General features: G+C 73.1%; 21 protein-coding genes. 7 read left to right on the forward strand and 14 right to left on the reverse strand.

Going from position 1 to position 23,444, the window contains the following annotated elements:
* Window positions 1–144 precede the first annotated feature (144 nt).
* The gene (locus ACFV1W_RS10210) at window positions 145–1,071 is read right to left on the reverse strand and encodes a helix-turn-helix domain-containing protein (protein ID WP_380414909.1); all 927 of its coding nucleotides are present in this window, start codon (window positions 1,069–1,071) and stop codon (window positions 145–147) included.
* Window positions 1,072–1,215: 144 nt separating this feature from the next.
* Here ACFV1W_RS10210 and ACFV1W_RS10215 point away from each other — a divergent pair, with 144 nt between their 5' ends.
* A complete protein-coding gene (locus ACFV1W_RS10215; protein WP_380414910.1) occupies window positions 1,216–2,310 on the forward strand; it encodes an NAD(P)-dependent alcohol dehydrogenase in 1,095 nt (364 codons plus the stop codon).
* Between the two features lie 148 nt (window positions 2,311–2,458).
* On the opposite strand, the gene ACFV1W_RS10220 is transcribed toward ACFV1W_RS10215, so the two are convergent.
* From ACFV1W_RS10220 to ACFV1W_RS10230, 3 genes are all read right to left on the reverse strand, one after another.
* On the reverse strand, window positions 2,459–2,926 hold the full coding sequence (locus ACFV1W_RS10220; RefSeq protein WP_380415119.1) for a DUF6114 domain-containing protein: 468 nt from the start codon (window positions 2,924–2,926) through the stop codon (window positions 2,459–2,461).
* 116 nt (window positions 2,927–3,042) lie between these two features.
* On the reverse strand, window positions 3,043–3,696 hold the full coding sequence (locus ACFV1W_RS10225) for a DUF6230 family protein (protein ID WP_380414912.1): 654 nt from the start codon (window positions 3,694–3,696) through the stop codon (window positions 3,043–3,045).
* A 141-nt stretch (window positions 3,697–3,837) separates the two neighbouring features.
* Window positions 3,838–4,590 (reverse strand): TetR/AcrR family transcriptional regulator, encoded by a 753-nt coding sequence (locus tag ACFV1W_RS10230; RefSeq protein WP_380414913.1) that lies wholly within the window; start codon window positions 4,588–4,590, stop codon window positions 3,838–3,840.
* A gap of 298 nt (window positions 4,591–4,888) precedes the next feature.
* On the opposite strand from ACFV1W_RS10230, the gene ACFV1W_RS10235 reads away from it, so the two are divergent.
* From ACFV1W_RS10235 to ACFV1W_RS10245, 3 genes are all read left to right on the forward strand, one after another.
* The gene (locus tag ACFV1W_RS10235) at window positions 4,889–5,560 is read left to right on the forward strand and encodes a Tat pathway signal sequence domain protein (RefSeq protein WP_380414914.1); all 672 of its coding nucleotides are present in this window, start codon (window positions 4,889–4,891) and stop codon (window positions 5,558–5,560) included.
* Between the two features lie 169 nt (window positions 5,561–5,729).
* On the forward strand, window positions 5,730–6,620 hold the full coding sequence (locus ACFV1W_RS10240; protein ID WP_380414916.1) for an AAA family ATPase: 891 nt from the start codon (window positions 5,730–5,732) through the stop codon (window positions 6,618–6,620).
* Window positions 6,617–8,059, forward strand: a complete 1,443-nt coding sequence (locus ACFV1W_RS10245) for a VWA domain-containing protein (RefSeq protein ID WP_380414918.1) — start codon at window positions 6,617–6,619, stop codon at window positions 8,057–8,059. The genes ACFV1W_RS10240 and ACFV1W_RS10245 overlap by 4 nt, the downstream gene beginning before the upstream one ends.
* A gap of 88 nt (window positions 8,060–8,147) precedes the next feature.
* On the opposite strand, the gene ACFV1W_RS10250 is transcribed toward ACFV1W_RS10245, so the two are convergent.
* Window positions 8,148–8,513, reverse strand: a complete 366-nt coding sequence (locus ACFV1W_RS10250) for a peptidoglycan-binding protein (RefSeq protein ID WP_380414920.1) — start codon at window positions 8,511–8,513, stop codon at window positions 8,148–8,150.
* A 190-nt stretch (window positions 8,514–8,703) separates the two neighbouring features.
* Window positions 8,704–10,914, reverse strand: a complete 2,211-nt coding sequence (locus tag ACFV1W_RS10255; protein ID WP_380414922.1) for an MMPL family transporter — start codon at window positions 10,912–10,914, stop codon at window positions 8,704–8,706.
* A 261-nt stretch (window positions 10,915–11,175) separates the two neighbouring features.
* Here ACFV1W_RS10255 and ACFV1W_RS10260 point away from each other — a divergent pair, with 261 nt between their 5' ends.
* Together ACFV1W_RS10260 and ACFV1W_RS10265 are read left to right on the forward strand one after the other, a co-directional pair.
* Window positions 11,176–12,405: a sensor histidine kinase gene (locus ACFV1W_RS10260; RefSeq protein WP_380414924.1), complete on the forward strand. Its 1,230-nt coding sequence runs from the start codon at window positions 11,176–11,178 to the stop codon at window positions 12,403–12,405.
* Window positions 12,402–13,136, forward strand: coding sequence for a response regulator (locus ACFV1W_RS10265; protein ID WP_380414926.1), 735 nt, complete (start codon window positions 12,402–12,404; stop codon window positions 13,134–13,136). The genes ACFV1W_RS10260 and ACFV1W_RS10265 overlap by 4 nt, the downstream gene beginning before the upstream one ends.
* Before the next feature lie 36 nt (window positions 13,137–13,172).
* Here ACFV1W_RS10265 and ACFV1W_RS10270 read toward each other — a convergent pair whose 3' ends face one another.
* The 7 genes from ACFV1W_RS10270 to ACFV1W_RS10300 form a co-directional block, all read right to left on the reverse strand.
* Window positions 13,173–13,625, reverse strand: a complete 453-nt coding sequence (locus tag ACFV1W_RS10270; protein WP_380414927.1) for a protease inhibitor I42 family protein — start codon at window positions 13,623–13,625, stop codon at window positions 13,173–13,175.
* Complete coding sequence (locus ACFV1W_RS10275) at window positions 13,622–14,026, reverse strand: hypothetical protein (protein ID WP_380414929.1); 405 nt, start codon at window positions 14,024–14,026, stop codon at window positions 13,622–13,624. Before ACFV1W_RS10275 ends, ACFV1W_RS10270 begins: the two co-directional genes overlap by 4 nt.
* A 16-nt stretch (window positions 14,027–14,042) precedes the next feature.
* Complete coding sequence (locus tag ACFV1W_RS10280) at window positions 14,043–15,638, reverse strand: peptidoglycan-binding protein (RefSeq protein ID WP_380414931.1); 1,596 nt, start codon at window positions 15,636–15,638, stop codon at window positions 14,043–14,045.
* Window positions 15,635–15,970, reverse strand: coding sequence for a hypothetical protein (locus tag ACFV1W_RS10285; RefSeq protein WP_380414932.1), 336 nt, complete (start codon window positions 15,968–15,970; stop codon window positions 15,635–15,637). The genes ACFV1W_RS10280 and ACFV1W_RS10285 overlap by 4 nt, the downstream gene beginning before the upstream one ends.
* A 248-nt stretch (window positions 15,971–16,218) precedes the next feature.
* Complete coding sequence (locus tag ACFV1W_RS10290) at window positions 16,219–17,184, reverse strand: alpha/beta fold hydrolase (protein WP_380414934.1); 966 nt, start codon at window positions 17,182–17,184, stop codon at window positions 16,219–16,221.
* A 151-nt stretch (window positions 17,185–17,335) separates the two neighbouring features.
* A complete protein-coding gene (locus ACFV1W_RS10295) occupies window positions 17,336–20,824 on the reverse strand; it encodes a S8 family serine peptidase (RefSeq protein ID WP_380414936.1) in 3,489 nt (1,162 codons plus the stop codon).
* Window positions 20,825–21,287: 463 nt separating this feature from the next.
* Window positions 21,288–22,142: a siderophore-interacting protein gene (locus tag ACFV1W_RS10300; RefSeq protein ID WP_380414938.1), complete on the reverse strand. Its 855-nt coding sequence runs from the start codon at window positions 22,140–22,142 to the stop codon at window positions 21,288–21,290.
* A 91-nt stretch (window positions 22,143–22,233) separates the two neighbouring features.
* Between ACFV1W_RS10300 and ACFV1W_RS10305 the strand changes: the two genes are divergently transcribed.
* Complete coding sequence (locus ACFV1W_RS10305; RefSeq protein ID WP_380414940.1) at window positions 22,234–22,995, forward strand: TetR/AcrR family transcriptional regulator; 762 nt, start codon at window positions 22,234–22,236, stop codon at window positions 22,993–22,995.
* A 62-nt stretch (window positions 22,996–23,057) separates the two neighbouring features.
* On the opposite strand, the gene ACFV1W_RS10310 is transcribed toward ACFV1W_RS10305, so the two are convergent.
* Window positions 23,058–23,255, reverse strand: a complete 198-nt coding sequence (locus ACFV1W_RS10310) for a hypothetical protein (protein WP_380414941.1) — start codon at window positions 23,253–23,255, stop codon at window positions 23,058–23,060.
* Between the last annotated feature and the right edge of the window lie 189 nt (window positions 23,256–23,444).

Consider the following 23,444-nt stretch of genomic DNA (forward strand, 5'->3'; position numbering starts at 1 on the left):
TCGTACTCGGCGGTGGCGGCTGCGGCCTTGCTGCTGTTGTCCTTGACCGCCCCAGTCAACTGCCGCCTGCCGCGCGGGAGATGGGCCTATGGCCCCGGGCGGACCCGGGACCATCGGCCCCCTCGTGACCGGCGGCGCGTTCCCCTACCGGTTCTGCTCGGCGACCCGGTCGGCCGGGTCGGCCCGGTCGGCGGCCTCCACCCGGTCGGCGGCGGCCGACGCCCGGAGCTCGGTGGCGTCCCAACTGGCCAGCAGCCGGAGGGATTCGGCGGACGGCGAACCGGGCTCGGCATTGTAGGCGACCAGCACCTGGTCAGCGTCCCCGGCCGGGCGCAGCGTCTCGTACTGGAGGCTGAGCGGCCCGACCACCGGGTGGTGCAGGCGCTTGGTGCCGTGGCCCTTGTCCTGGATCCGGTAGGTGGCCCAGAGGCTGCGGAACTCCTCGCTCTTGAGGGAGAGTTCGCCGACCAGCGAGGCGAGGGCCCGGTCGTCCGGGTAGCGCCCGGCGTCCAGCCGCAGCAGGCCGACGACGTCGCAGGCCTTGGTCTCCCAGTCCTCGAAGAGCTCGCGGGCGGCCGGGTCGAGGAAGACGTGCCAGGCCATGTTGCGCTGCTCGGGCGGCATCGCGGCGAAGTCCCCGAGCAGGGCGGCGCCGAGCCGGTTCCAGGCGATGATGTCGAGCCGCCGTCCGAGCACGTACGCGGGCACGCTCTCCATGCTGTCGAGCAGTTGCTGGAGCGCGGGCCGCACCCGCTGGGGACGGGCGGGACCGGGGCCGCCGGGGCGGCGGCGGGCGGGCTTGGTCAGCCGGCCGAGGTGGTCGCGCTCGGCGGGGCCGAGGCGCAGCACCCGGGCGATGGCGTCCAGCACGGCGGCGGAGACGTTCTCGCCGTGGCCCTGTTCGAGCCGGGTGTAGTAGGCCGTGCTGACTCCGGCGAGCTGGGCCAGCTCCTCGCGGCGCAGCCCGGGCACCCGTCGGCGGGTGGTGCCGGCCGGCAGGCCCACGTCCTGGGGCCGCAGCCGGGCGCGGCGGGATCGGAGGAACTCGCTGAGTTCGGTGCGCTGGTCCATGAGTGCAGTATGCGGGCCACAGCGGGCGCCGGGGCACGGGCGAGGGTGATACTGCGGTGCGTACGTTCGCCGATCGTACGTTCCGTTTACGTGCGATGAACACTGATCTGGTTGGGCCGGCCGGCCCGCAGCAGTCTGATGGGCATGACGAACGAGACGCCCCAGATCACGACCCAGAGCACCGCCACCGCCACCCGCACCGTCGCCGCCTACGCGGCCCAGCGGCCGAAGGCCCCGCTGGCGAAGACCACCGTCACCACCCGGGCCGTCGGCGAGCACGACATCGTGATCGACGTCAAGTACTCCGGCATCTGCCACTCCGACATCCACCAGGTCGGCGAGGACTGGGGCACCGGGATCTTCCCGATGGTTCCGGGCCACGAGATCGCGGGTCTGGTGGCCGAGGTCGGCCCGGGCGTCACCCGCTGGAAGGTCGGCGACCGGGTCGGCGTCGGCTGCTTCGTCGACTCCTGCCGGGAGTGCGACAACTGCCGGGCCGGCCTGCAGCAGTACTGCACCGGCGACGGCGGCATGGTCTTCACCTACAACGACACCGGCAAGGACGGCCGGCCCACCTACGGGGGCTACGCGGCCGAGCTGGTGGTGGACGAGGCGTACGCGCTGCGCATCCCCGACGCGCTGCCGCTGGACGCCGCCGCGCCGCTGCTGTGCGCGGGCATCACGCTCTACTCGCCGCTGGCGCACTGGGGCGCCGGCCCGGGCAAGAAGGTCGCGATCGTGGGCCTGGGCGGCCTCGGCCACATGGGCGTGCAGCTCGCCCACGCGATGGGCGCGGAGGTCACCGTGCTCAGCCAGTCGCTGCGCAAGCGCGAGGACGGTCTGCGGCTCGGCGCGGACCACTACCGGGCCACCTCCGACCCGGCGACCTTCGAGGAGCTCGCGGGCCGCTTCGACCTGATCGTCAACACGGTCTCCGCCGATCTCGACCTGACCGCCTACATCGGCCTCCTGCGCACCGACGGCACCATGGTGCAGGTCGGCGTGCCGGAGAAGCCGGTCTCCCTGCACCCGTTCCCGCTGGCCATCGGGCGCCGCTCGCTGGCGGGCTCGGCGATCGGCGGGCTGCCGGAGACCCAGGAGATGCTGGACTTCTGCGCCGAGCACGGCATCACCGCGCAGATCGAGCTGATCCGGGCCGAGCAGGTCAACGAGGCGTACCGGCGGGTGCTGGACGGCGACGTCCGGTTCCGCTTCGTGATCGACGCCTCGACCATCTGACCGCCGGTCCGCGAGGCGGACGGTCGGACGGAACGCCCCGCGCGACCGGTGCTCTCCCACCACCAGTCGCGCGGGGCGGCGCCGATGACTCCCGGCAGTCGTCAGGCGCCGGCAGCCGGTGACCCCCTTGCCGTCGACCCCCCGGCCGTCAGGCGCCGGCCCCCGCCGCCCGGCGCTGCGCACGCCGGTCCTCCCGCCGCTGCCGCCCACGGCGCAGCGGCTGGTCGGGGAGCCACCCGAAGGTCAGGCAGGCACCGACGACCCCGAGCAGCATCCCGATCAGGAAGCCGCCGAGGTTGGAGGTCACCCAGCTGGCCAGCGAGGCGAGCACCGCGAGGATGGAGTAGAACAGCCGCTGCGTCGGGTTGAACAGGATCAGCAGGCCGCACAGCAGCATCACCGAGGGCACCAGGTACCCCGCCAGGCCCACCAGCGAGATGTGCAGCAGGACGGGCAGCGGGGCCCACAGCGTGAACAGGACCTCGGCGCCGCCGAGCGTCACCAGCAGCCCGCCCCAGAACGGTCGTCCGCCCCGCCAGTCACGCCTGACCGGACCCGCGGGGCTCGCGGGCGCGGCGGTCGGAGCGGACGCAGCGGGAGCTGCGGCGGGGCCCACGGCGGGGGCGGTGGCAGCGGCGGGGGTGGCGGCCGTCCCCTGGGCCGTCACCGCCTCGGTCCGCGCCACGGCGCCCTCACCGGTCTCGGCCGGCTCCGGTACGGACTCCGTCATGCTCAGCAGCCCTTGGAGCTGAAGCTCAGCCGCAGGCTGGGCAGCTTGAACCCGACGGCGGTGCTCGCGTAGTTGTGCTGGTTGAGGTGAGTCAGCTGGACGTGGTCGGCCTGCTGGCCGAAGACACCGGGCTGGCCCTTCCCGACCGGGCCGGCCTTGGTGTAGGTGCTGGCGTCGCCGCCGATCTCGATGTTCTTGAACTCCGCGTCGCCGGACAGCAGATCGGAGTCGGTGGTGAGGTCGGACGCGGAGACCGGGGTGCCCTGGTCGCCCGCGTGGATCACCAGGCTGACGCCGCCGAGGTCGACGCTCTGGCACAGGTTGGTGATCTGGGCGCTCTTGATCGCCGACACCGCCACCAGCACCTGCCCGCCGGTGTTCCCCGCGTTAGGGCTGTCGGGGATCATCGAGTCCAGCGAGCCGAACTGGGCGAAGCCGTCGCCGTCGAGCTTGTCGGCGGTGATGGTGAACGGCATGCCTGAGATGGAGAACTGCGCGGCGAGCACGCCCTGGGCGGTGAGGGTCATCAGGATGCCCCCGACCGCGACGGCCGGTACGGCCATCAGGGCGGTGCGCTTGATCCGTACCCGGCCTCTTCTGGGCCCGGTCGGCGTCGGGGTCTCCGCCGCGACGGCGGCGTCCTCGGACATGGCCATGTGTGCTCCCTGTGGATGGAAACGGGTGTGCAGGCACTGGCACGTTGCCCTGGCGCGGACAGCGTTGTGCGCGTCCCGGCCGGGCCGTCCGCCGCTCGGCGGCGGGGCGGTCCGGTCGGAGCGCGGTGAGTAACTGGGAAGCTACTGCTCGGTAGTTGCCCGGTCAATACGGGTGCACGAAGGATCTTCACCAGTCCTCGACGCGAGCCGCCGGTCCGCCTCGGCCGGCCCGAGGAAGGGCGCGAGACAGAACATGCTCAACACCGGTAGCAGCTCCGTCAGTTGGTCGGTGCGGCCGGAGGCGATCCGGCGGTAGATCGCGCTGTACACGCCGCCCACCACCGCGTCCACCATCTCCGGAACCCCGACACCGCCCGGGAGTTGGGGCACATCGGCGAAGAACGCCCGGAAGCGGGTGATGAGTTGATCCCGCTCGCGTCGGCCGGCGGGCCCGACCGCCTCGATCTCGATCACCGCCATGGCCGCGAAGGGCGGTGTCCCGGCCAGGAGTTGGAGCATCACCCCGAGCGCCTCCCGGATCCCGGCGCACCAGTCGGATTCGGCCGCGAAGGCCGCCGCCATCCGCCGGATCACCACCCCGGTGCCGAACCGGTGCGCGGCCAGGAAGGCGTCCTCCTTACCGCTGAACAGCTCGTAGAAGACCGGCCTGGTCACCCCCGCCGCCCGGCAGATGTCACTCACCGTCGCGTGCTGGTAGCCGCGTTCGGCCACCGTACGGACCAGCCCGTCCAGCAGCCGTTCACGCTGGGTCGCGGCGACCACTCCGGCGGGCTGCCGGCGCGGGCCCGGCTTGATCGACCTGGCCGGATCACGGCCGGTCCTGGCACCCGGCAGCAGGAGCACGTCGGAACTCCGGAGGGGCTTGGGATACATCACCAACTCCTGTGGCCTGTATTGACTTTGACGCAACACGCGGTTTACAACACTGCCAGGTTTCCGACCGGTTCGGCGCGCAGGCCGCCACCGGCCGAGTCCGACACCGCTGCACCGCTGCACCGCTGCACCGCACGCAACACCGCCGAACCGCACGAGCGGGCCCGTGGCGCCGGGCCCGCCCCTTCTCGCGGTCCACCGGAGCTCCGGTACGCCGTGCACCTCCCCCGTCGTGCACACCACCACACCCGCACACGGGGATTCCCCCACCCGTCCCCGGACGGAGAGAGGCACCCTCATGCGCATCCGCCGCACGCTCGCAGCCGCATCCCTCGCCGCCATCGCCCTCACCGGTGCCGCCGTGGCACCCGCCCAGGCCTCCTCCGCCGCCGTCCTGACCCAGGGCAGCGCGTCCGGCCCGGCCATCGCCGTCGGTGACACCCTGGTCGCCAACCTGGCCGCCGGCACCGCCGCGACCTTCACCAACGGCCCCGGAAGCACCAGCGGGGTGAGCTGTGCCAGCTCCTCGTTCTCCGCGACCGTGACGTCCAACCCGGCCGCCCCCGGCAGCGCGACCGAGCAGCTCAACAGCCAGTCCTTCGGCTCCTGCACCTCCAACGTCTTCGGCGTCCGGAGCGTGAAGAGCGTCACCGCCACCAGCCTGCCGTACAGCAACACCGTCACCTCTGGCTCCGGCACCAACGTGTCGCTCAACGGCACAGGCGCCGGCCCGGTGGGCATCACGGTCGTCCTCAACACCCTCCTGGGCACCGTGAACTGCGTCTACCAGAGCCCCGGCGGCATCGCCGGCTCCACCTCGAACACCGACAACAGCATCAGCTTCTCCAACCAGCCCGCCAACCTGGTCTCCGGTCCCGGCCTGTGCTTTTCGACCGGCTACTTCAGCGCCTCCTACGGCCCGGTGACCGACACCTCGGTCGCCGGCAGCCCGGTCCTGTACGTCAACTGACGCACGGGAACGGCAGATCCACGCGAGCGGCGTACGGCGGGCAGCACCCCCCGTACGCCGCTCCACCGTGCGGCACCGGAACCCGGCGACAAGCAGGTGACCGGCCGGTAGGGTGGCGCCGCGCGGGCCCCGCGGAACGGGCCCGGCGAACCGGAACGGGGCGCGTCAGATGACCAGCGGCAGCAACGGGAACGGCGACGGCACGGGCTTCTTCACCTCGGTGGCGGACACCGCCGAACGGCTCGCGGCCACCGGCTACCTCGCCTCCACCGCCGTGGCCACCACCGTCTTCCTCGCCGACCGGCTCGGAAAGCCCCTGCTGGTCGAAGGCCCCGCCGGGGTCGGAAAGACGGAACTCGCCAAGGCGGTCGCCGAGCTGGGCGCCGCCCGGCTGGTGCGGCTGCAGTGCTACGAGGGCATCGACGAGGCCCGCGCCCTCTACGAGTGGAACCACGCGAAGCAGCTGCTGCGGATCACCGCCGGCCGCGACGAGGGCTGGGAGCAGGCCCGCGGCGACATCTTCGGCGAGGAGTTCCTGCTCGCCCGTCCACTGCTCACCGCCATCCGCGGCGAGGAGCCCACGGTGCTGCTGATCGACGAGATGGACAAGGCCGACGTCGAGGTCGAGGCCCTGCTGCTGGAGGTGCTCAGCGACTTCCAGGTGACCGTGCCCGAACTCGGCACCATCACCGCCGGCCGCCGCCCCTTCGTCCTGCTCACCTCCAACGCCACCCGAGAGCTCTCCGAGGCGCTGCGCCGCCGCTGCCTCTTCCTCCACCTCGACTACCCGGACGCGGAGTTGGAGCGGCGGATCGTCCGGCTCAAGGTGCCCGGGCTGGACGACACCCTGGCCGCCTCGCTGGTCCGGGTGGTCGGCGCGCTGCGCGCCATGGAACTGCGCAAGGCACCGTCCGTCGCCGAGACCGTCGACTGGGCCCGCACCCTGCTCGCGCTCGGCGCCGACTCCCTGGACGAGACCGTCGTCCGGGACACCCTCGGGGTGATCCTCAAGCACCAGGACGACGTCCGCAAGGCCGCCCAGAAGCTCACCCTCGCATGACCGCGGCAGGCCCCGCCGACACCGCCGCCCGGCTGACCGGCCTGGTCCGCGCCCTGCGCGGGCACGGCCTGCGGATCGGCCCGGCCGAGACGGTGGACGCCGCCGCCGTCCTCGACGTGCTCGGCTTCGCCGACCGCGAGCAGATGCGGGCCGGCCTGGCCGCCGCCCTGCTGCGCTCGGACGGCCAGCGGACGGTCTTCGACGCCACCTTCGACCTGTTCTTCCCGCTCGGCGTCGGCACCCCCGAAGCCCTGCGCGGCGAGCCCCCGCCCGTACCGGACGACCCCGAGCCGCCGCGCTTCGGCCGCCCCGACCCGCTGCGCGACCGGCTGCGCGAGCGCCTCGCCGCCGCCCTGGCCGCCGACGACCGCGCCGCCCAGGCCCGGCTGGCCGGCGAGGTCGTCGAGGCCTTCGGCCGGTACGGCGCCGGCAGCACCCCCGGGTCCGACGGCTGGTCCGCCCACCAGGCGCTGAACCGCCTCTCCCCCGAGACCCTGCTCGCCCGGATCCTCGCCGCGCTGCGCGAGAACCCCGGACGGGAGGGCCCCTCCCGGGAGGACCTCTCCGACCGCGTCCTCGCCGACGAGATCCGCCGCCGCATCCGGGACTTCCGCGCCCTGGTCACCGGCGAGGCCCGCCGCAGGGTCGCCGAACTGCGCGGCCCCGAACGGATCGCGGAGCGCGCCGTCGCCCCCACCGCCGACCGGATCGACTTCCTGTACGCCGGCCGCGAGCAGCTCGCCGAACTGCGCCGCACCGTCCACCCGCTGGCCCGCAAGCTCGCCACCCGGCTGGCCGCCCGGCGCCGCCGCGCCGCCAGCGGGCAGATCGACCTGCGCCGCACCCTGCGCCGCTCGCTCACCACCGGCGGGGTCCCGCTGCGCCCGGCGTACCGGCTGCGCCGCCCGGCCCGGCCGGAGCTGGTGCTGCTGTGCGACGTGTCCGGCTCGGTGTCGGGCTTCGCCGACTTCACCATGCTGCTGGTCCAGGCGATGGGCGAACAGTTCAGCAAGGTCCGGGTGTTCGCGTTCGTCAACCGCACCGCCGAGGTCACCGACCTGCTGCGGCGCGGCCAGGACGACCCGGCCCGCCTCGCTGCGCGCATCCTCACCGAGGCCAAGGTGACGGGCCACCACGGCAACAGCGACTACGGCTCCGCCCTCGGCGGGTTCGTCGACCGCCACCTGGACGCCGTCGGCCCGCGCACCTGCGTCCTCGTCCTCGGCGACGCCCGCAACAACCACCGCGACCCCAACCTGGACGCCCTGCGCCGGATCGTCGCCCGGGCCCGTCGGGTCTTCTGGCTCAACCCCGAACAGCCCGCGCTCTGGTCGACCGGCGACTCCGCCGCCCCGGCGTACGCGGACGTCGTGGAGATGCACTCCTGCCGCAACGCCCGCCGACTCGGCGAACTGATCGCCCGGCTGCTTCCGGTCTGACGCCCCGGAGAACGGCCGGGGCCGCCCGCCCGCGCGCTGGGGGCCAGCGGCGGGCCGACGGCCCCGGTCTGTCAGGCGGTCACCGGCCTCAGCGGGTGGTGGGGATGAGGTAACCGCACTCCTCGATCTGGACCACGTTCCCCGACTTGGCGAGGTAGTCGTAGTAGAGGCGGTCGCCGGTCTTCGGGCCGACGATGCCGTCCGCCTGGAGGCCGCGCCGGGCCTGGAAGTCGGTCAGCGCCGAGTAGGTGGCCTGGCCGTAGATGCCGTCGACGTCGATGTTGTAGCCGGCGTCCCGCAGCCCCTGCTGCACGCAGGAGACGGCCTGGCTGCGCTGGCTGGGCTTGATGTACGGAACGCCCGGGTCGGCGTGCGCGACACCGCCGAAGACGGAGACGGCGAGGAAGGCGGCGCCGGCGGTGACGGCACCGCGCTTGAACAGGCTGTTGATCATGGAAGTCCCCCCATGTGGAGTTTCGGGTCGTCCGGGCCACCGTGGCGGGGGACCGCACCTGGTGGGCGACGATCCCCGTTTCCGGACACGGCTCATGCTTGACGGCGCGCCACCCGTCCCGCCAGGGGGGAGGTGTCCCTGGGACATCCCATCCCACGGCGGCCTCCCGTCCCGCCGCGGCCGGGAACCGTCACCCGACGCGCAGGTGGTCCGGGGCCGGCCGCGGGGTGGCGACCGGCGGGCGGTCGGCGCACGGCGCCGCGGCCGGGTCGGGCCGCAGCGGCCACCAGAGGGAGCGGCCGAGCAGGGCCGCCGCCGCGGGGACCGTGACGAGGGAGAGGACCACGGCGGAGAGCAGGATCCCGAGGGTCAGCGAGAAGGCGATCTGCTCGCTGCCCGGGGTGGTGGCCAGGGTGGCGAAGGAGCCGGCCAGGACCAGGCCCGCCGTGGCGACGGCCGGGGCGGTGTGGCGGACGGCGCGGGCCACCGCGGCGCGGGCCGGGCCGGGGCGGTGCATCTCCTCGCGGATGCGGTCGGTGATCAGGATGTTGTAGTCGGTGCCCAGGGCGACGACGAACAGGAACAGCACCAGGGGCAGCGTGAAGGCGACGCCGGGCTCGCCCAAGCCGTGCTGGAACAACAGGGTGGCGGCGCCGAGGGTGGCGGCGAACCCGAGGCCGACCGCGAGCATCAGGACGACAGGAGCGAGCAGGCTGCGCAGGAGCAGCAGCAGGATCAGGGCGATCAGGGCGGCGGCGACCGGGAAGACCACGGTCAGGTCGTGGTCGACGGCGGTGGAGATGTCGGCGAAGATCGCCGCCGTGCCGCCGACGTGGCCGGTGGTCCCGTCCGGGGCGTGCGCGGCGACCGCGGCGCGGACCGGCCCGGAGGCGAGGTCGCGGGCCCGCTGGCTCTGCGGGTCGGCGTTCAGGTAGAGGTCGATCCGGGCGGCGCGGTGGTCGTCGGCGAGGACGGTCCGGCCCACCTGCCCGACGCCCTCGACCCCGCTCAGGGCGTGGGCGAGGCCGTCGAACCGGCCGGCCTCCAGGGTGCCTCCGCCCTCGGCCACCAGGTAGACGGTCGTCGGGTCGGACACCCCGGCCGGCAGGGCGCGGGAGATCTCCGCGGCGGTGGCGGTGGCCGGTGTCCTGGTGTCGTCGGCCTGGCTGTAGTTCATCCGGAGCCCGGCCGTGCCGCCCGCCAGCGCGCCGAGCAGGGCGACGGAGACGAGCAGCAGCGCCAGCGGCCGGCGGGCGACGAGGTCGCCGAGGCGGGCGGCGAGGCCCGGTCGCGGCACCCTCCGCAGGCTGCGCGACGGCCAGAAGATCTTGCGTCCGCAGGCGGCCAGCAGGGCGGGCATCAGGGTCAGGCTGCCCAGCAGCATGATCAGCACGGCGACGGCGATCGCCGGGCCGAGCGAGCGGAACTGGCCGAAGCTCGCCACGCCCAGGGTGGCGAAGGCGGCCACGATGGTCAGCGCGGCCGACGTGATCGCGGTGCCGACCCGGCCGGACACCTCGGCCGCGGCCTCCCGGGCGGGCTGCTCGGGCCGCGCCCGCAGCTGCTCCCGGAACCGGAAGAGCAGGAACAGCAGGTAGTCGACGCCGATGCCGAGCAGGACCACGGAGATCAGGCCGGGGGTGCCGGCGTCCAGCTTGAGGCCGGTGAGCGAGGCCGCGCCGGCCACGGCGCCGGTGGCCGCGCCGCCGATCACGGCGACCGCGAGCAGCGGCAGCACGGCGGCGAGGACGCTGCGGAACACCAGCACGTTGAGCAGGACGATCAGTCCCGTGACGAGGGCGCTGCCGATCGTCGCGGCGGTGCGGTTGGCGTCGGCGCTGTCCGCCACCTGGGCGAGGCCGCCGGTGAACCCGGTGCGCATCCCGAGGTCGGCGAACCGTGCGCGGGCGTCGTCCCGGAAGGCCCGGAAGACGCCCTGCACGCCTTCCTCGGAGGCGTTGCCGGTGAGTTCCACCGACAGCAGTTCGAAGGTCCGGTCGGGCGCCACCACCGCGGGGGCGATCCGGGGCGTCTGGGAGTGGTCGGGGACGAGGAACTCCGGCTCGTCCTCCCGCCGGGGCATCGTGACCCGGTGGGTGGCGAGCTTCGCGGCCTCGGCCTCGATCCGCTGCTGGTCGGCGGCGCCGAGCGCCTTGCCGTCGGTCCGGGCGACCAGCACCGTGACCGTGGTGGCGTCCGACTCCACCCCGAAGTGCTCCTCGGCGATCCGAAGGGCGGCGGCCGAGTCGTAGCTCCGGGGCAGGAAGTCCCCGCTCTGGGACTCGGTCACCCGGGACATCAGCGCCGGGCCGAGGACCGCCAGCCCCATGCCCAGCACCGCCCACAGGGCGATGACCTTCCACGCGTGTCTGGTGGCGAACCCGGTCAGTACGCGGATCACGATTCCTCCGGCTGATGGACGCGAACGTCGGCTTCGGCGCCGGGAGTTCCCGGCGCCTGTCTCCAGACCATCAGGTGAAGGGGTGCCCGAGCGTCCGAGCAGCGGACGATCCGGGCCGGGGCCCGCGGTCCCCCACCTGCGGCGGAACCGGGACCGTGGTCCTGGTCCGGGCCCCTGCTCCTCCGCCCGGGGGACCACGCCCGGGCCGGACGGCCGATGCCAGAATGGGGGCGTCAGCGCTGGTCGGCCGGGAGGAATCAGATGGACGGGCGTCAGCGCCCCGGGGTGGACACTGCTGCGGACGGGCCGCAGGGGGACTGGACGGACCGCCTGCCGTGGACCCGTACCGACGCCCTGGTGGCCATCGGCGCCGGCACGCTGGACCTGCTCGGCTACCTGCTGCTCGGCCCGCTGACCGACACCCGCAGCATGTCCGTGCCGGGCTTCGCGTTGACCGTCCTCTCCGGTCTGCCGCTGCTGGCCCGGCGCAGCCACCCGGTGCCGGCGCTGGCCGTCGTCCTGGCGCTCCAGGCGGCGGCCGACCTGCTCTCCCCGATGGGCTCGCACTTCGGCGGGGTGGTGACCGTCGCGCTGTACTCGGTCGGGGTGAACCGGAGCGTCCCGGTGACCGCGGCCGCCGTGTTGATGACGGCGGTGAGCACCACGCTGAGCCAGTTCCGCTTGCACGCCCCGCTCTGGGAGCAGCTCGTCCCCGACCCCGCGGCCGCCGTCATGGTGGGAACGGCCGGTCTGGCGGTGGCCCGCTGGCAGCGCGAGGTGGCCGCCAACCGCCGGCTGCTGGCCGACCGCGCGGTGGCCGAGGAACGCCGGCGGATCGCACGGGAGTTGCACGACATCGTGGCCCACCACATCACCACGATGCAGCTGATGGCCGGCGGCGCCCGCGCCAACCTCGGCCGACCGGAGGTGGTCCGGGACGCCCTGGTCACCCTGGAGTCCTCCGGACGGCTGGCGCTGCGCGAGATGCGCCAGCTGCTGAACGTCCTGCGGGCCGGCGACGAACCGGACTCCGCCCCGCCGCTGCCGCAGCCCGGGGCGGACGAGGTGGGCAGGCTGGTGGACGAGTCCTGCCTGGCCGGACTGCCCACCGAGCTGACCGTCGACGGGCCCCCTCGTCCGCTGCCGCCGACCGTCGGCCTGACCGTGTTCCGGATCGTCCAGGAGGGCCTGACCAACGCCCGCAAGTACGCCGGCCCGGCCCGGGCGTCCGTCCGCCTGGCCTACCATCCGGACCGGGTGACGGTCGAGGTGCGGGACGACGGCGGAGGCGCGCCACCGCCGGAACGCGCGCCGGGCGCGGGCCCGGCCGGGTACGGCCTGCTCGGCATGCGCGAGCGCGTCGCCCTGCACGGCGGCACCCTGACGACCGGCCCCCGGCCGGACGGCGGCTTCGCGGTACGGGCCGAACTCCCGCTGTCCTGCGCCGAATCGGCCGAGGCGGCCCTCCAGCACGGGCAGGCGGTCCGATGACCGGCGGCACCGGCCCGGCCGAGGGCGCCGGCCGCGCGATCAGGGTGCTCGTCGTGGACGACCAGCCGCTGGTCAGGCGCGGCCTGTCGCTGATCCTGTCCCCCGACCCGGCCCTCGACGTGGTCGGCGAGGCCGAGGACGGCGAGCAGGCCGTCGCCGCCGCCCTCCGGCTGCGCCCCGACGTCGTGGTGATGGACATCCGGATGCCCGTCCTGGACGGCGTCGGCGCGACCCAGCGGCTGGCCCGGGACCTGCCCGGCTGCCGGGTGCTGGCCCTGAGCACCTTCGACATGGACGAGTACGTGGTGTCCGCGCTGCGCGCCGGAGCCCACGGGTTCCTGCCCAAGGACGTCTCCCCGGAGGACCTGGCCGCGGCGATCCGGACCGTGCACGCCGGGGAGGCGGTGGTCGCCCCGCGCCTGCTCACCCGGCTGATCTCGACGTACGTCCGGGCACCCGTCGCCGCCGCCGTCCCGGCGCCGCCCGCCCTCGCCACCGGCGAGCTCACGCCCCGCGAGGTCGAGGTCTGGCGGCTGATCGCCACCGGCCTGGACAACGCCGCGATCTCGCTGGCCCTGGACATCAGCCAGTCCACGGTGAAGAACTACATCACCAGCATCTTCGGCAAGCTCGACGTCCGGGACCGCGCCCAGGCCGTCATCGCGGCCTACGAGTCCGGCCTGGTCACCGCCCGCACGGGCAGCGGCGACCAGGCCGGGCTGGGGACGTAGCGCCAGCCCCGGGCAGGGCCACGGCGGCTCCGGTGTTCATTGCACCTCGACGGTGTAGTGCCGCTCGCCCTGGTCCGAGCCACCAGCGGTGCCGGTGTGGTTGGGGTTGCGCAGGGTGATGGTCGCCCGGCCGGGATTGGGGCCGGCCCGGAAGACGAAGTAGTAGCGGCCGCCGGAGCCGGCCGAACCGGTGGCTCCGATCAGGTCCTTGAGGCCGAAGTTCTTGACGTACTCGTCGCCCACGGTCTGGACCGCGGCCGGGTCGGGAGCCGGGTCGGCCACGCTCCAGACCTGGCCGGTCACCCGGTGGGCGCTGACCTCGACCGAGAACAGCTCGCCCGGTTTGACGGCCAGTTCACCGGAGTCCGCGGCGAACACCGTGCCGTGGTCGAGCCTGCCGGTGGTCATCCGGTGGACCACCACCGCCCCCACCACTCCAGCGACGGCCAGCAGGGCGAGCGCCACGACCAGGATCCGACGCCAGTTCACGCGCTCGCCTCCCGGTGGGTGACCCGCAGTGCCAGCACGGCGGCGACCGCGTCGAGCCAGCGGGCGACCAGGAGGTCCCCGGTGGCGTCCCCGACGACCATCGCGGCCGCCTCCAGCCAGCCGCGCGCCACCGCCGCCGCCGGGCCGGGCAGCGGCTCGGGCAGGTCGGCCGCGAAGCGGGTGCCGCCGGAGCGGACCACGTCGCCGAGGAAGACCAGGGCGCGCGGCATGGCACCGAGCCGGTCGACGGTGATCGCGGCGGCCACCGCGCCGTCGCCGAACAGCGTCGAGCGGTGCGGCCCCGCGGCGGGCAGGCCGAAGCGCAGCAGCACCTCGACGTCCAGCTCGGCCAGGCGGGCGTCGCTCATCGACTGCGGAGTCGGTCGGGGGGAAGTGCTCACGTGCTCACCTCGGGCCTCACTGGGGCATCTGGACGTGGTCGGCGATCGGCATGTTGCCGCCCTGCGCCGCGCCCTCCATGTGGTTGTTGACGAAGTCGTTCTCGCTCACCCAGACGGTGTAGCCCCAGGGATTGTAGATCTCCAGCTGGTCGCCGCGATGACCGATGATCATCATCTGGTGGCCGTCCGGACGGAACCAGGTGTCCTCCTTGACCCCGATCGGCACCGGCTTGCCCTGGTCCACCGCCGACTCGACCTGGGCCAGCACGTCCCGGCGCTGCTCCGGGCCCTCCAGGTCGACGGTGTGGTAGCCCGCTCCGGTGTGCTTGCCGATCTCGTCGTTGGCGGCGTCCTTGGACTCGCCGTCGCTCATCCCGTCCTGCCACTCGTTCCACCAGTTCTTGGTGTCGTAGACGCGGTCGGCTTCCTTGAGCCAACGGTCGTACGCGGCCTGGCCGTTGTCGTACTTCGGGTCACCGGGGTGGCCGCCGGTGGTGAGCTGCAGCGAGTAGAGCGGGTCGACCATCGCCCGGGCGGTGACGGTTGAGGCGGCCACGCAGGTCGGCTTGTCGCCCTGGTTCCACGCCACGCCCTGGTAGGCGGTGGCCGACTGGTTCGTGGAGGCGGAGTCGATCTGCACCGGCGAGAGGCGCTGGGCCAGCCAGGCGGGGTCGTCGCCGTGCCCGTGGATCTGGTCGTCGAAGGCCTTGATCTCGTCGTAACCGTGCCCGGCGGCCAGCGCCTTCATCAGGTAGGCGCGCTCCTCGGGGGACTTGCTGCCGGCCAGCAGCTGGTCGAAGCGGGCCCGGTCGGCGTCGCTCATCTTGTCCATGAACTGGCCGGCCCGGGTCACGTCGTTGGCCGTGAGGATGGTGCCGAACTGGTCGCTGCCGGCGACCTCCGCGTCCGCGACGACCAGCTTGTCGGCCGCGCCCAGGCCCTTGTTCTTGAAGCTGGCGGCCAGCGCCTTGTCCGCCAGCGCGTGCAGCTCCCGGGCGGCGGCCCGGCCGGCCTCCTCGGCCTTCACCGCGGCGTCGAAGATCGACTTGATGCCCTCCTTCGCCTGCGCGTGGGCGCGGTGCATCTTGTCATCGTCCCAGTGGACCAGGTCCGGCCCGTCGCTGAAGGTGATGTCGTGCAGCAGCTTCAGCGCCTCGCTCAGCGGCGCGTGGCCCTGCCCGTGCAGGGACTGCGCCTCGCTGAGCGCGGAGGCCAGCGCCTTGAGCTGGTCCCGGCCCTTGCCCAGGATCTCGTGGCAGCGCCCGAGGTCGTCGGCGGAGGCCTTGACCACCTCGGCGGCCTTCTCCCCGACCTGCCCGGTCCAGGCGTCCGGCAGGTGCTGGGCGCCCACCCGCGCCACCTTCATCTGGACCGTGTCCAGTTGGGAGACGGCGGTGTTGTAGGCGGCGGCGAGCTCGCCGAGCTTGCCCGGGTCACCCTTGGGCGCGGGCAGCTGGAGGGCGTCGTGCACCGCGTACTTGAGGTCGCCGGCGCCCCACATGCCGTGGGACTCGTCGATGGTCTTCTTCAGCCCCTCGACCTTCTCCCGCAGGGAGGGCTGGTCGACGCCGAGCGGGTTGAGCGGGTCCATGCCGTGGTCGGGCACCGTCACGCCCCCTGGTGCTGGTACTGGTACTGCTGGCTGACGCCGTGATCGGTGGTGGTGTAGTTGGCCGCGGTGGTGTGCACCTTGCCGCCGAGGTCGTTCAGGGCGTCCACGTTCACTCCCAGTTCGTCCTGCCAGGCCTGCCAGAACGCCTTGGCCGCGTCACTCGCGCCGTACTCGCCGAACGTGTCCTCGCCGGACATGCCGAGCTTGCCCAGTGCGTCCTTCACCGAGCCCACGTCCGTACTCGCCGCTATCAGCTGGTCACCCGCGTCCCCGAGCTTGTCCGGATGGGCACTGAACCCCACCCCGACCGAGCCGTTGTCGCCGCCGCTCATGCGTCTCCCCCGATCTCCCGGTCGCCCCCTCCGTGGGGCGGCGGTCAGTATAGGGGCAGTTCTGCCGTTCGATCCGGCCCTGAACAGCGACTTGGACAGGTGCTCGCACAACCCGCGCGATCTGCGCGGAACGATCACATGACGTGGGGCCGTCGGATGACAAGGGCTGCTGCGGCCACGGTGCCGAGGCAGACGTGGCCGCGCTGGTCACAGCGGGTGGCGACCGCTCGGGGCGAACCGGATGGCTCCTAGTCCAGGCTCTCCAGGAAGTCCAGCAGCGCCCCGGTCACCTCGGCCGGGCGCTCCTGCTGGGTCCAGTGCCCGGTGTCCGGCAGCCGGACGTGCCGGTGCAGCCTGGGCAGCCGGCCCAGCAGGTAGGCCAGGGCCTCCGGCGGGATCATCGCGTTGACCAGGTCCTGCTCGCCCGCGACGTAGAGCGCCGGCACCTCTACCGTCACTCCGGTGAAGGCGGCCAGCAGTTCGGCGTTGCGGTCCAGGTTGCGGTACCAGTTGAGCCCGCCGGTGAAGGCCCGCCCGCCGTGCAAGGCGTAGTCGGCCGTGAAGGCGTCGAGGTCCGCGTCGGTGAGCCAGTCCGGCAGCTTCTCGGGCTCGGGGACGGTGTCCAGCAGGGCCTTGCCCTCGGGGACGATCCACGGGCGCGGCACGCCGTCCGGCTGGACGCCGCACAGGATGCGCCGCAGGCTGGACTTGACGTCGGCCGCCAACTCGGCGTCGGCCCGGCCCGGTTCCTGGAAGTAGATCTGGTAGAAGCCGTCCCCGAAGTTCTCCCGGGCGGCCCGCAGCGGCGGCGGCCCGCCGACCGGCAGCGGCGGCACGCTCAGCCCGGCGACGCCGCGCACCAGGTCCGGCCGCAGCGCCGCGGTGGCCCAGGCGACCGGCGCGCCCCAGTCGTGCCCTACGACCACGGCCCGCTCCGCGCCGAGCGCGCCGATCAGCGCGGTCACGTCGCCGACCAGGTGCAGCAGGGTGTACTTGTCCACGTCCTCCGGCTGCGAGCTGCGGGCGTAGCCGCGCTGGTCTGGGGCGACCACCCGGTACCCGGCCGCGGCGAGCGGTGCGAACTGGTGCCGCCAGGAGTACCAGCTCTCCGGGAAGCCGTGCAGCAGCAGGACCAACGGCCCGTCTCCCTGTTCCGCGAGGTGCAGCCGTACGCCGTTCACCTCGACGTGGCTGTGCCTGATCGCCTCGTTCAACTCCCGCTCCCGGTTCGGCCCGACAAGAGGTCAGTTCGGTACGGACCTGCCCAGCGCGGCGGGTCCGGAACCCCGGGGACGCGAAGCGGCCGAGGCCGCCCCGGAGTTCCGGGACGGCCTCGGCCTCAGCTTTCGCTGAACTGATTGAGCGTCAGTTCACCGTGTAGCTGTAGGGGATCGCCGCGAGCACCGAACCGGTGGTGCCGAGGCTGTTGTTGGCGGTCGGCACGAAGGTCGGGCCGGACACCAGGTAGAGCACACCCTTGACCGTGCTGCCCTTCGGGCCGGTCGGGGTGACGGTCACCTGCAGCGAGCCGGTGGCGCCGGGGGCGACGGTCACCAGGTTGGCGGCCGGGGCCGAGGCGTTGACACCGGAGGCGAACGGGTCACCGGTGCTGGAGGTCAGCGCCGGGTCGAACGCCAGGGTGTGCGCGGTGGCGCTGATGGTGGCGGTGCCCTTCGGCGCGCCGGCGGGGCCGAACGGGCCGATCTGCTGGACGAAGGTGCCCCAGGCGCCCGGGACGACCGGCTGCTCGGCGCTGCCCTTGGAGGTGGCGACCGAGATGGTCGAGCCGTCCTGGGCCTTCTTCAGGTCACCGAAGAGGTCCGGCGAGGCGGTGGTGGCGCTCAGCTCCACCTGCGCCGGCGTCGAGGACGCCGCCACGGCCTTGAGCTGGTCGGTGCCCGGGGGCACCAGGAAGCTCGGCACCGAGGAGGTGAGGCTCAGCGGCAGGTTGACGCTGGCCGAGGCCCCCTGCGGCACCAGCGGCAGGTCGACGCGCTTGTCGAGGCGGCCGTCGGCCGCGATCGACTGGGGGGCGACCGTGTTGTTGGTGTAGTTCACGTTGACGGTGACCGGCTTGCCGGCCGCCAGCTTGGTCTTCGCGTCGTTCGGCAGACCGGCCGCGGTGGCCTGGTTCTGGTTGAACGCGATGGTGCCGGCGAAGTCCTGCGAGAGCTCCTGGCCGCTGACCGGGCCGAGCACGTTCAGGACGAAGCGCCAGTGGCCCTCGGCCGGGTCGACCGTGGTGGCCGAGACGCCGTTGGCGGTGCCGGTCACGTTGCCCTGGGCGTCGAACAGCGCGTTGCCCTCGATGTCGATCGGGGTGCCGTTCGGGCTGATCAGCGCGCCCTGCATGAACAGGTTCGCGTCCTTGGCGACGGTGACGCCGACCCGCAGGTCCTTCTGGCCCTTCGGGACGTCGAAGCCGTAGGCGAACATCTGCGTCGGCGAGGAGCCGCGGCCGTTGCCACCGGTGATGGTGCCGGTGAAGGTGCCCTTGCCGTCCTTGACCGGGACGAGGCTGCGCAGCACGACCGGAACGCTGGTGGTGTTGCCGTTCGAGCTGGAGACCACGACGGCCTCGCTGCTGTCACCGCTGGTCGCCGGGGTGGTGAGCTGGACCTTGAGGGTCTTGGTCTCACCCGGCTTCAGGTCGGTGGTGTTCGGGCTCACCGAGCCGGCCGGGACGGCGCGCTGGGTGGAGGTGCCGAGCTGGACGTCGCCGGTGTAACCGGCCTTGCCCGCCGGGGTGTAGAGGACCGCGGTCCACTCGCCGGCCACCGGGTGCGGGACGTCGACCAGGCCGTAGTTGGCCGGGGTGGCGCCGCCCTGCGGACGGGTGTTGGTCTCGAAGCGGCCCGACGGGTCGAGCAGCGTCATGCGGACCACGGGGCCGTTGGTGACCGGGTTCGGGCCGCCGTGCCAGGCGATCGACGCCGCGAGGCGGTCGGCACCGGCCGGAACGGTGAACTTGACCTGCTTCTGCACCCAGGTGGCACCGTTGGTGGCGTACTTGAAGGTGTCGGTCGCGGCCGAGTCCAGCTTGACGGTCTGCTGGTTGTTCGCCTGCGGGGCGAAGCTGCGGGTGGTGGCGCTCACCGACTGGGTCTCGTCACTGGTGTTGGTGACGGAGACGTCGGCGGTGTGGGTCGAGCCCGGGGTGCCGGAGATGTTGACCTGGCCGGTGTTGACCACGACGGTGCGGGCACCGTCGGTGCCGTCGCCGTCGTCGTAGCCGCGGGCGGCCTCGACGGCGGCCCGGACGTTCAGCAGACCGGCGCCCTGCTCCTCGGCCGGGACGCCGAGGTCGGAGGCGGTGCCGGTGATGAACTTCTTCACCAGCGCCGGGGACGGCGAGTCGCCGCCATGGGTGTCGCGGTAGGCCTGGATGACCAGGGCCGCGGCACCGGTGACGAACGGGGCGGCCTGGCTGGTGCCACCGAACGACTGGATGTTCGTGGGCTTGCCGTTGAAGTTGGTGCAGTCCGCGAACTTGGAGGTGTCGGCGGTGCACAGCGCCCAGTCCGACTCGCCCGGGGCGACCAGGTCGAGGGTCCGCCCGGCCATGGTGAAGCCGCCCGAGGACAGCGCCGAGATCCGGCTGTTGCTCCAGGTCCCGTTGGAGAACTTGGAGGCCGCGTAACCGGTCTGCTGGTAGTTCTGGTTGTCCGTCGAGGCGCCGACCGAGATCACGTACGGGTCGGTGGCCGGGGTGCCGATGGTGCCGCTGAGGCCCGCGTCACCGGTGGAGACGGCGACGGTGACACCGGCCTTGACGGCCTGCTCGTTGAAGAGCGCGATGGTGTCGTGGGCGCCGCTGTCCGGGGTGACGTTGCCGCCGAAGGACTCGTTCAGCACGTCCACGTGGGCGACCCGCACCGCGTAGTCGATGGACTGCAGGATCGACGAGTTGGACATCATCTCGCCGCCGGCCTTCAGGGCGACCAGGTCGGCGTCCGGGGCGAGGCCGCGGATGTGGATGTTGCAGCCGGCCGGCAGCGGGTGCGAGGCGTTGACCCACTGCGAGACGTCGTAGGTCTGACGGCCCTGGGCGATGACCGCCGAGGCGTCGCCGAAGGCCTCGGCGCCACCGCTCGGCGTGTTCCAGCCCTCACCCGAGAAGTCCTGGTAGTCGACCACGGCGTGCGAACCGTCGGCCCGGATGAAGTCCGGGTTGTTCGGGTCGAGCGCGTCGGCGATGTAGGCGACCTTGACGCCCTTGCCGGTGGCCAGGTTCTCCACGCCGGGGTTGCCGTTGCCGGTGTAGGCGTGCACCGAGTAGAGGCCCTCGGGCTCCATCAGCGGCTTGGACGGGTCCGAGGGGCAGACCGTGTTGGTCGCGTTCTCCTGGGAGGCCTGGCCGTTGCTGCCCGAAACGGCCTTCGACGCGTCGCCGGACGTGCCCGAGGACGGGGCCGCGGTGTTCGCGTCCTTCTTCGCCGTGGCCCCGGCGACCGGGGCGACCTGGACCTGGGTGTCCGCGACGACGGCGGCGACCGCCGGGTCGGCCTGCAGCGAGGCGCGCAGGGCCGGGCTGACCGTGGCCGAGAAGGCGTTGCCGACCACGAAGCTCTTGACGTTGGTGCCGCCGTTGGCCTTGACCTTGTTCAGCAGCGGCGCCTGCGAGCTGGCGGTCTTCTGCTGACGGGCGCCCAGGTGGCCGTGGTCGGCCGGGGCGTCCGCTATCTGGTCCTTGAGGATCACGATCACCGGCGCCGGCGCCCCGTCCGAGGACGCCTGGGCGTTCTGCGGATCCTGGGCCGGAGCCGCGCTGGCGATGGTCCCGAGGCTCAGGACCATGGAGGCGGCGGTGACGGTGACGGCGGCTGCTAGCTGGGTCTTGCGCCAGCCGATCAATGGACATCCTTTCGTCTGATGAGACGTCAGGTTGCACGGCTGAGCATACCCGGATCCTGGTCGGACGCGTGTGCTCCGGACCGCGCGTCCCGACAGCGGACGCATTCCAGCGCATCCGGCACGACCACGACAAGGGGCGAAATCCCCATCAGAAAGTAAAAATGACCATCAGAAAGTAAAATACACAGTATAAATCCGGCGTCGTCCGCCCCTTTTTCACCGATCAGAGCCGGTCGGAGAACGGTGAGAACTGAGCGATCGACCTGCAAAAAGTGCCAGTGGCGAACTCTGGCCACCGGCGGAACATCGCCACCGACTGCCTACTTGTCGACACTGCGACCCTTCCTTCCCCTCCGAGCGCGGTCGAAACAACGCACTTCGACGGGGCCGGGCCGGACGCCGCGCGGGCGGCCGGGGAGTTCGTCCACGCACCCCGGCCGCCGGCGGTTCCGGTCACGAACCGTCAGGAGGACGCGGCCAGCCGCTCCTGGGCATCCGCGAGGTCCTCGGCCGTGGGCGCGTCGTCCTGGGTCAGCCGGTGGCGCCAGTACCCGGTGAAGTCGATGCCCTCCTTCGACACCCCGTGCTCCTCGACCAGGCACCGGCGCACCGCCCGTACCGCCCCCGCCTCCCCGGCCAGCCAGACGAAGGGCCGCCCGCCCGGCAGCACGCCGCCCCGGAACGCCCCGGTCAGCACGCTGCCCGGAGGCGCGCCGTCCCGGTGCAGCCAGCGCACCTCCAACTCCGCCCGGCCCCGGAGCTCCTGGCGCTCCGCCCGGTCCTCGACCTCGATCCACGCGTACGCCCGCACCCCCTCGGACAGCGCCTCCAGCAGCGTCGCCATGGCCGGCAGCGCGGTCTCGTCCCCGGCCAGCAGCACCCAGTCGGCCTCCGCCGCGGCCTCGGCGAACGGGACCGGCGGGGCGTACAGCGCGGACGGTCCGACCAGGCCGAGCACGTCCCCCGGCGCGGCCCGCAGCGCCCAGGCGGCGGCCGGACCGGCGTCGCCGTGCAGCACGAAGTCGATCTCGATCCGGCGGGTGCCGGGGTGCCGGCGGCGCAGGGTGAAGCTGCGCAGCGGCGGGCGCTCGGCCTCGGGGATCGCCAGGTAGGCCTGGTACCAGCCCATCGGGTCGCCCTGCTGGACGGGCAGCACCGGCCGGCGCCGACCGGGGCGCGGGAAGCAGAGCTTGAGCTGCTGGTCGGGCGTGGTGCCCACGGTGTCGGCCAGGGCCTCGGCCTCGAAGGTGACCCGGGCCGTGCGCGGCGTGATCCGGTCGACCGCCACGACCTCGGCAAAGGTGACTGGCAGTGTCATCGCGAAACCCCTTCGGTGCGGAATGCTGATAACCTTACGACATAAAGAGTTCCCGTCGGGCAGATACTTTACGCCATAAGGAGACACTGGGATGACCGTCTACGCGGGGCAGGGAGACCCCGACCGCTCACTCGCCCTGCTCTGGGGCCGGGCCGAGGAACCGCGCACCGGGCGCAGCGGCCCGAAACCGGGCCTGAGTGTGGACGCGATCGTCTCCGCCGGAATCGCGGTGGCCGACGCCGAGGGGATGGCCGCACTGTCGATGCGCGCCGTAGGCGAACGGCTCGGCCGCACCGCGATGGCGCTCTACACCTACGTGCCCGGCAAGGCGGAACTGCTCGACCTGATGCACGACCGGGTGCTCGCCGAACTCCCCGGTGAACTCCCGCCGTCGGACGGCTGGCGGGCCGCCGTCACCGCCTGGGGCGAGCAGCTGTACGCCTGCTACCTGCGCCACCCCTGGGTGCTCCAGGTCTCGCAGGCCCGCCCCGTCCTCGGCCCGGCCGAACTCGCCGCGATGGAGAGCCTGTTGACCGCGCTCCAACCGGCCGCGCTGGCCCCGGAGCGACTGCGCGGGGCGGTCGCCGCGCTCTGGCAGTTCGTCCGTGGCACGGCAGCCGCCACCGCGGACGCGCGTGGCGCGGCGGCCGCCACCGGCGTCGCCGACGAGGACTGGTGGAACACCCGCTCGGCCCGTCTCGCCGAACTCGCACCGGACTTCCCGCAGCGCTTCCCGCTGCTGACCGCCCTGCAGAGCACCGGCGGCGGAGCGCCCGAGGACGGCGGCCGGGAGGCCTTCCGCACCGGACTCGCGGTGCTGCTCGACGGGGTGGCCTCGGGGGCCGGGGGCTGAACGCCACCGAAGGGTTCAGGGCCGGCCCTGGCGCACCTGGCGCACCTGGCGCACCTGGCGGGTCAGCCCTTGCGGGCGGCCGGGATCGCCAGCAGGACGCCGAGCACCAGCAGCGCGGCGTACCCGGCGGTCTCGTGGCCGTCCGGCACCAGGAAGCGGACGAAGCCGAACAGCCGGAAGCCCCCGAGCCGGTCGGACACCAGGCCGGAGCCTCCGCCCAGGATCAGCACGAAACCGAGGTAGCCGAGCAGGTTCTTCATGCCCCCGAGCCTAGGAATCCGCCGCCGCCCGCCCAACCGACTTTCGGCGCGACCGGCGATCACCAAAGTCGCGGGCGCCGGGCAGACGGGCGCCCGCCAGACGGGCGCCGGACGGGCGCCGGACGGGCGCCGGACGGGCGGACCGACGGGCAGGCGGACAGGCGGACAGGCGGGCGCCGGAGGGCCGGT

It is taken from the genome of Kitasatospora sp. NPDC059648 (assembly GCF_042734825.1).
In the GTDB taxonomy this organism is placed as follows: domain Bacteria; phylum Actinomycetota; class Actinomycetes; order Streptomycetales; family Streptomycetaceae; genus Kitasatospora.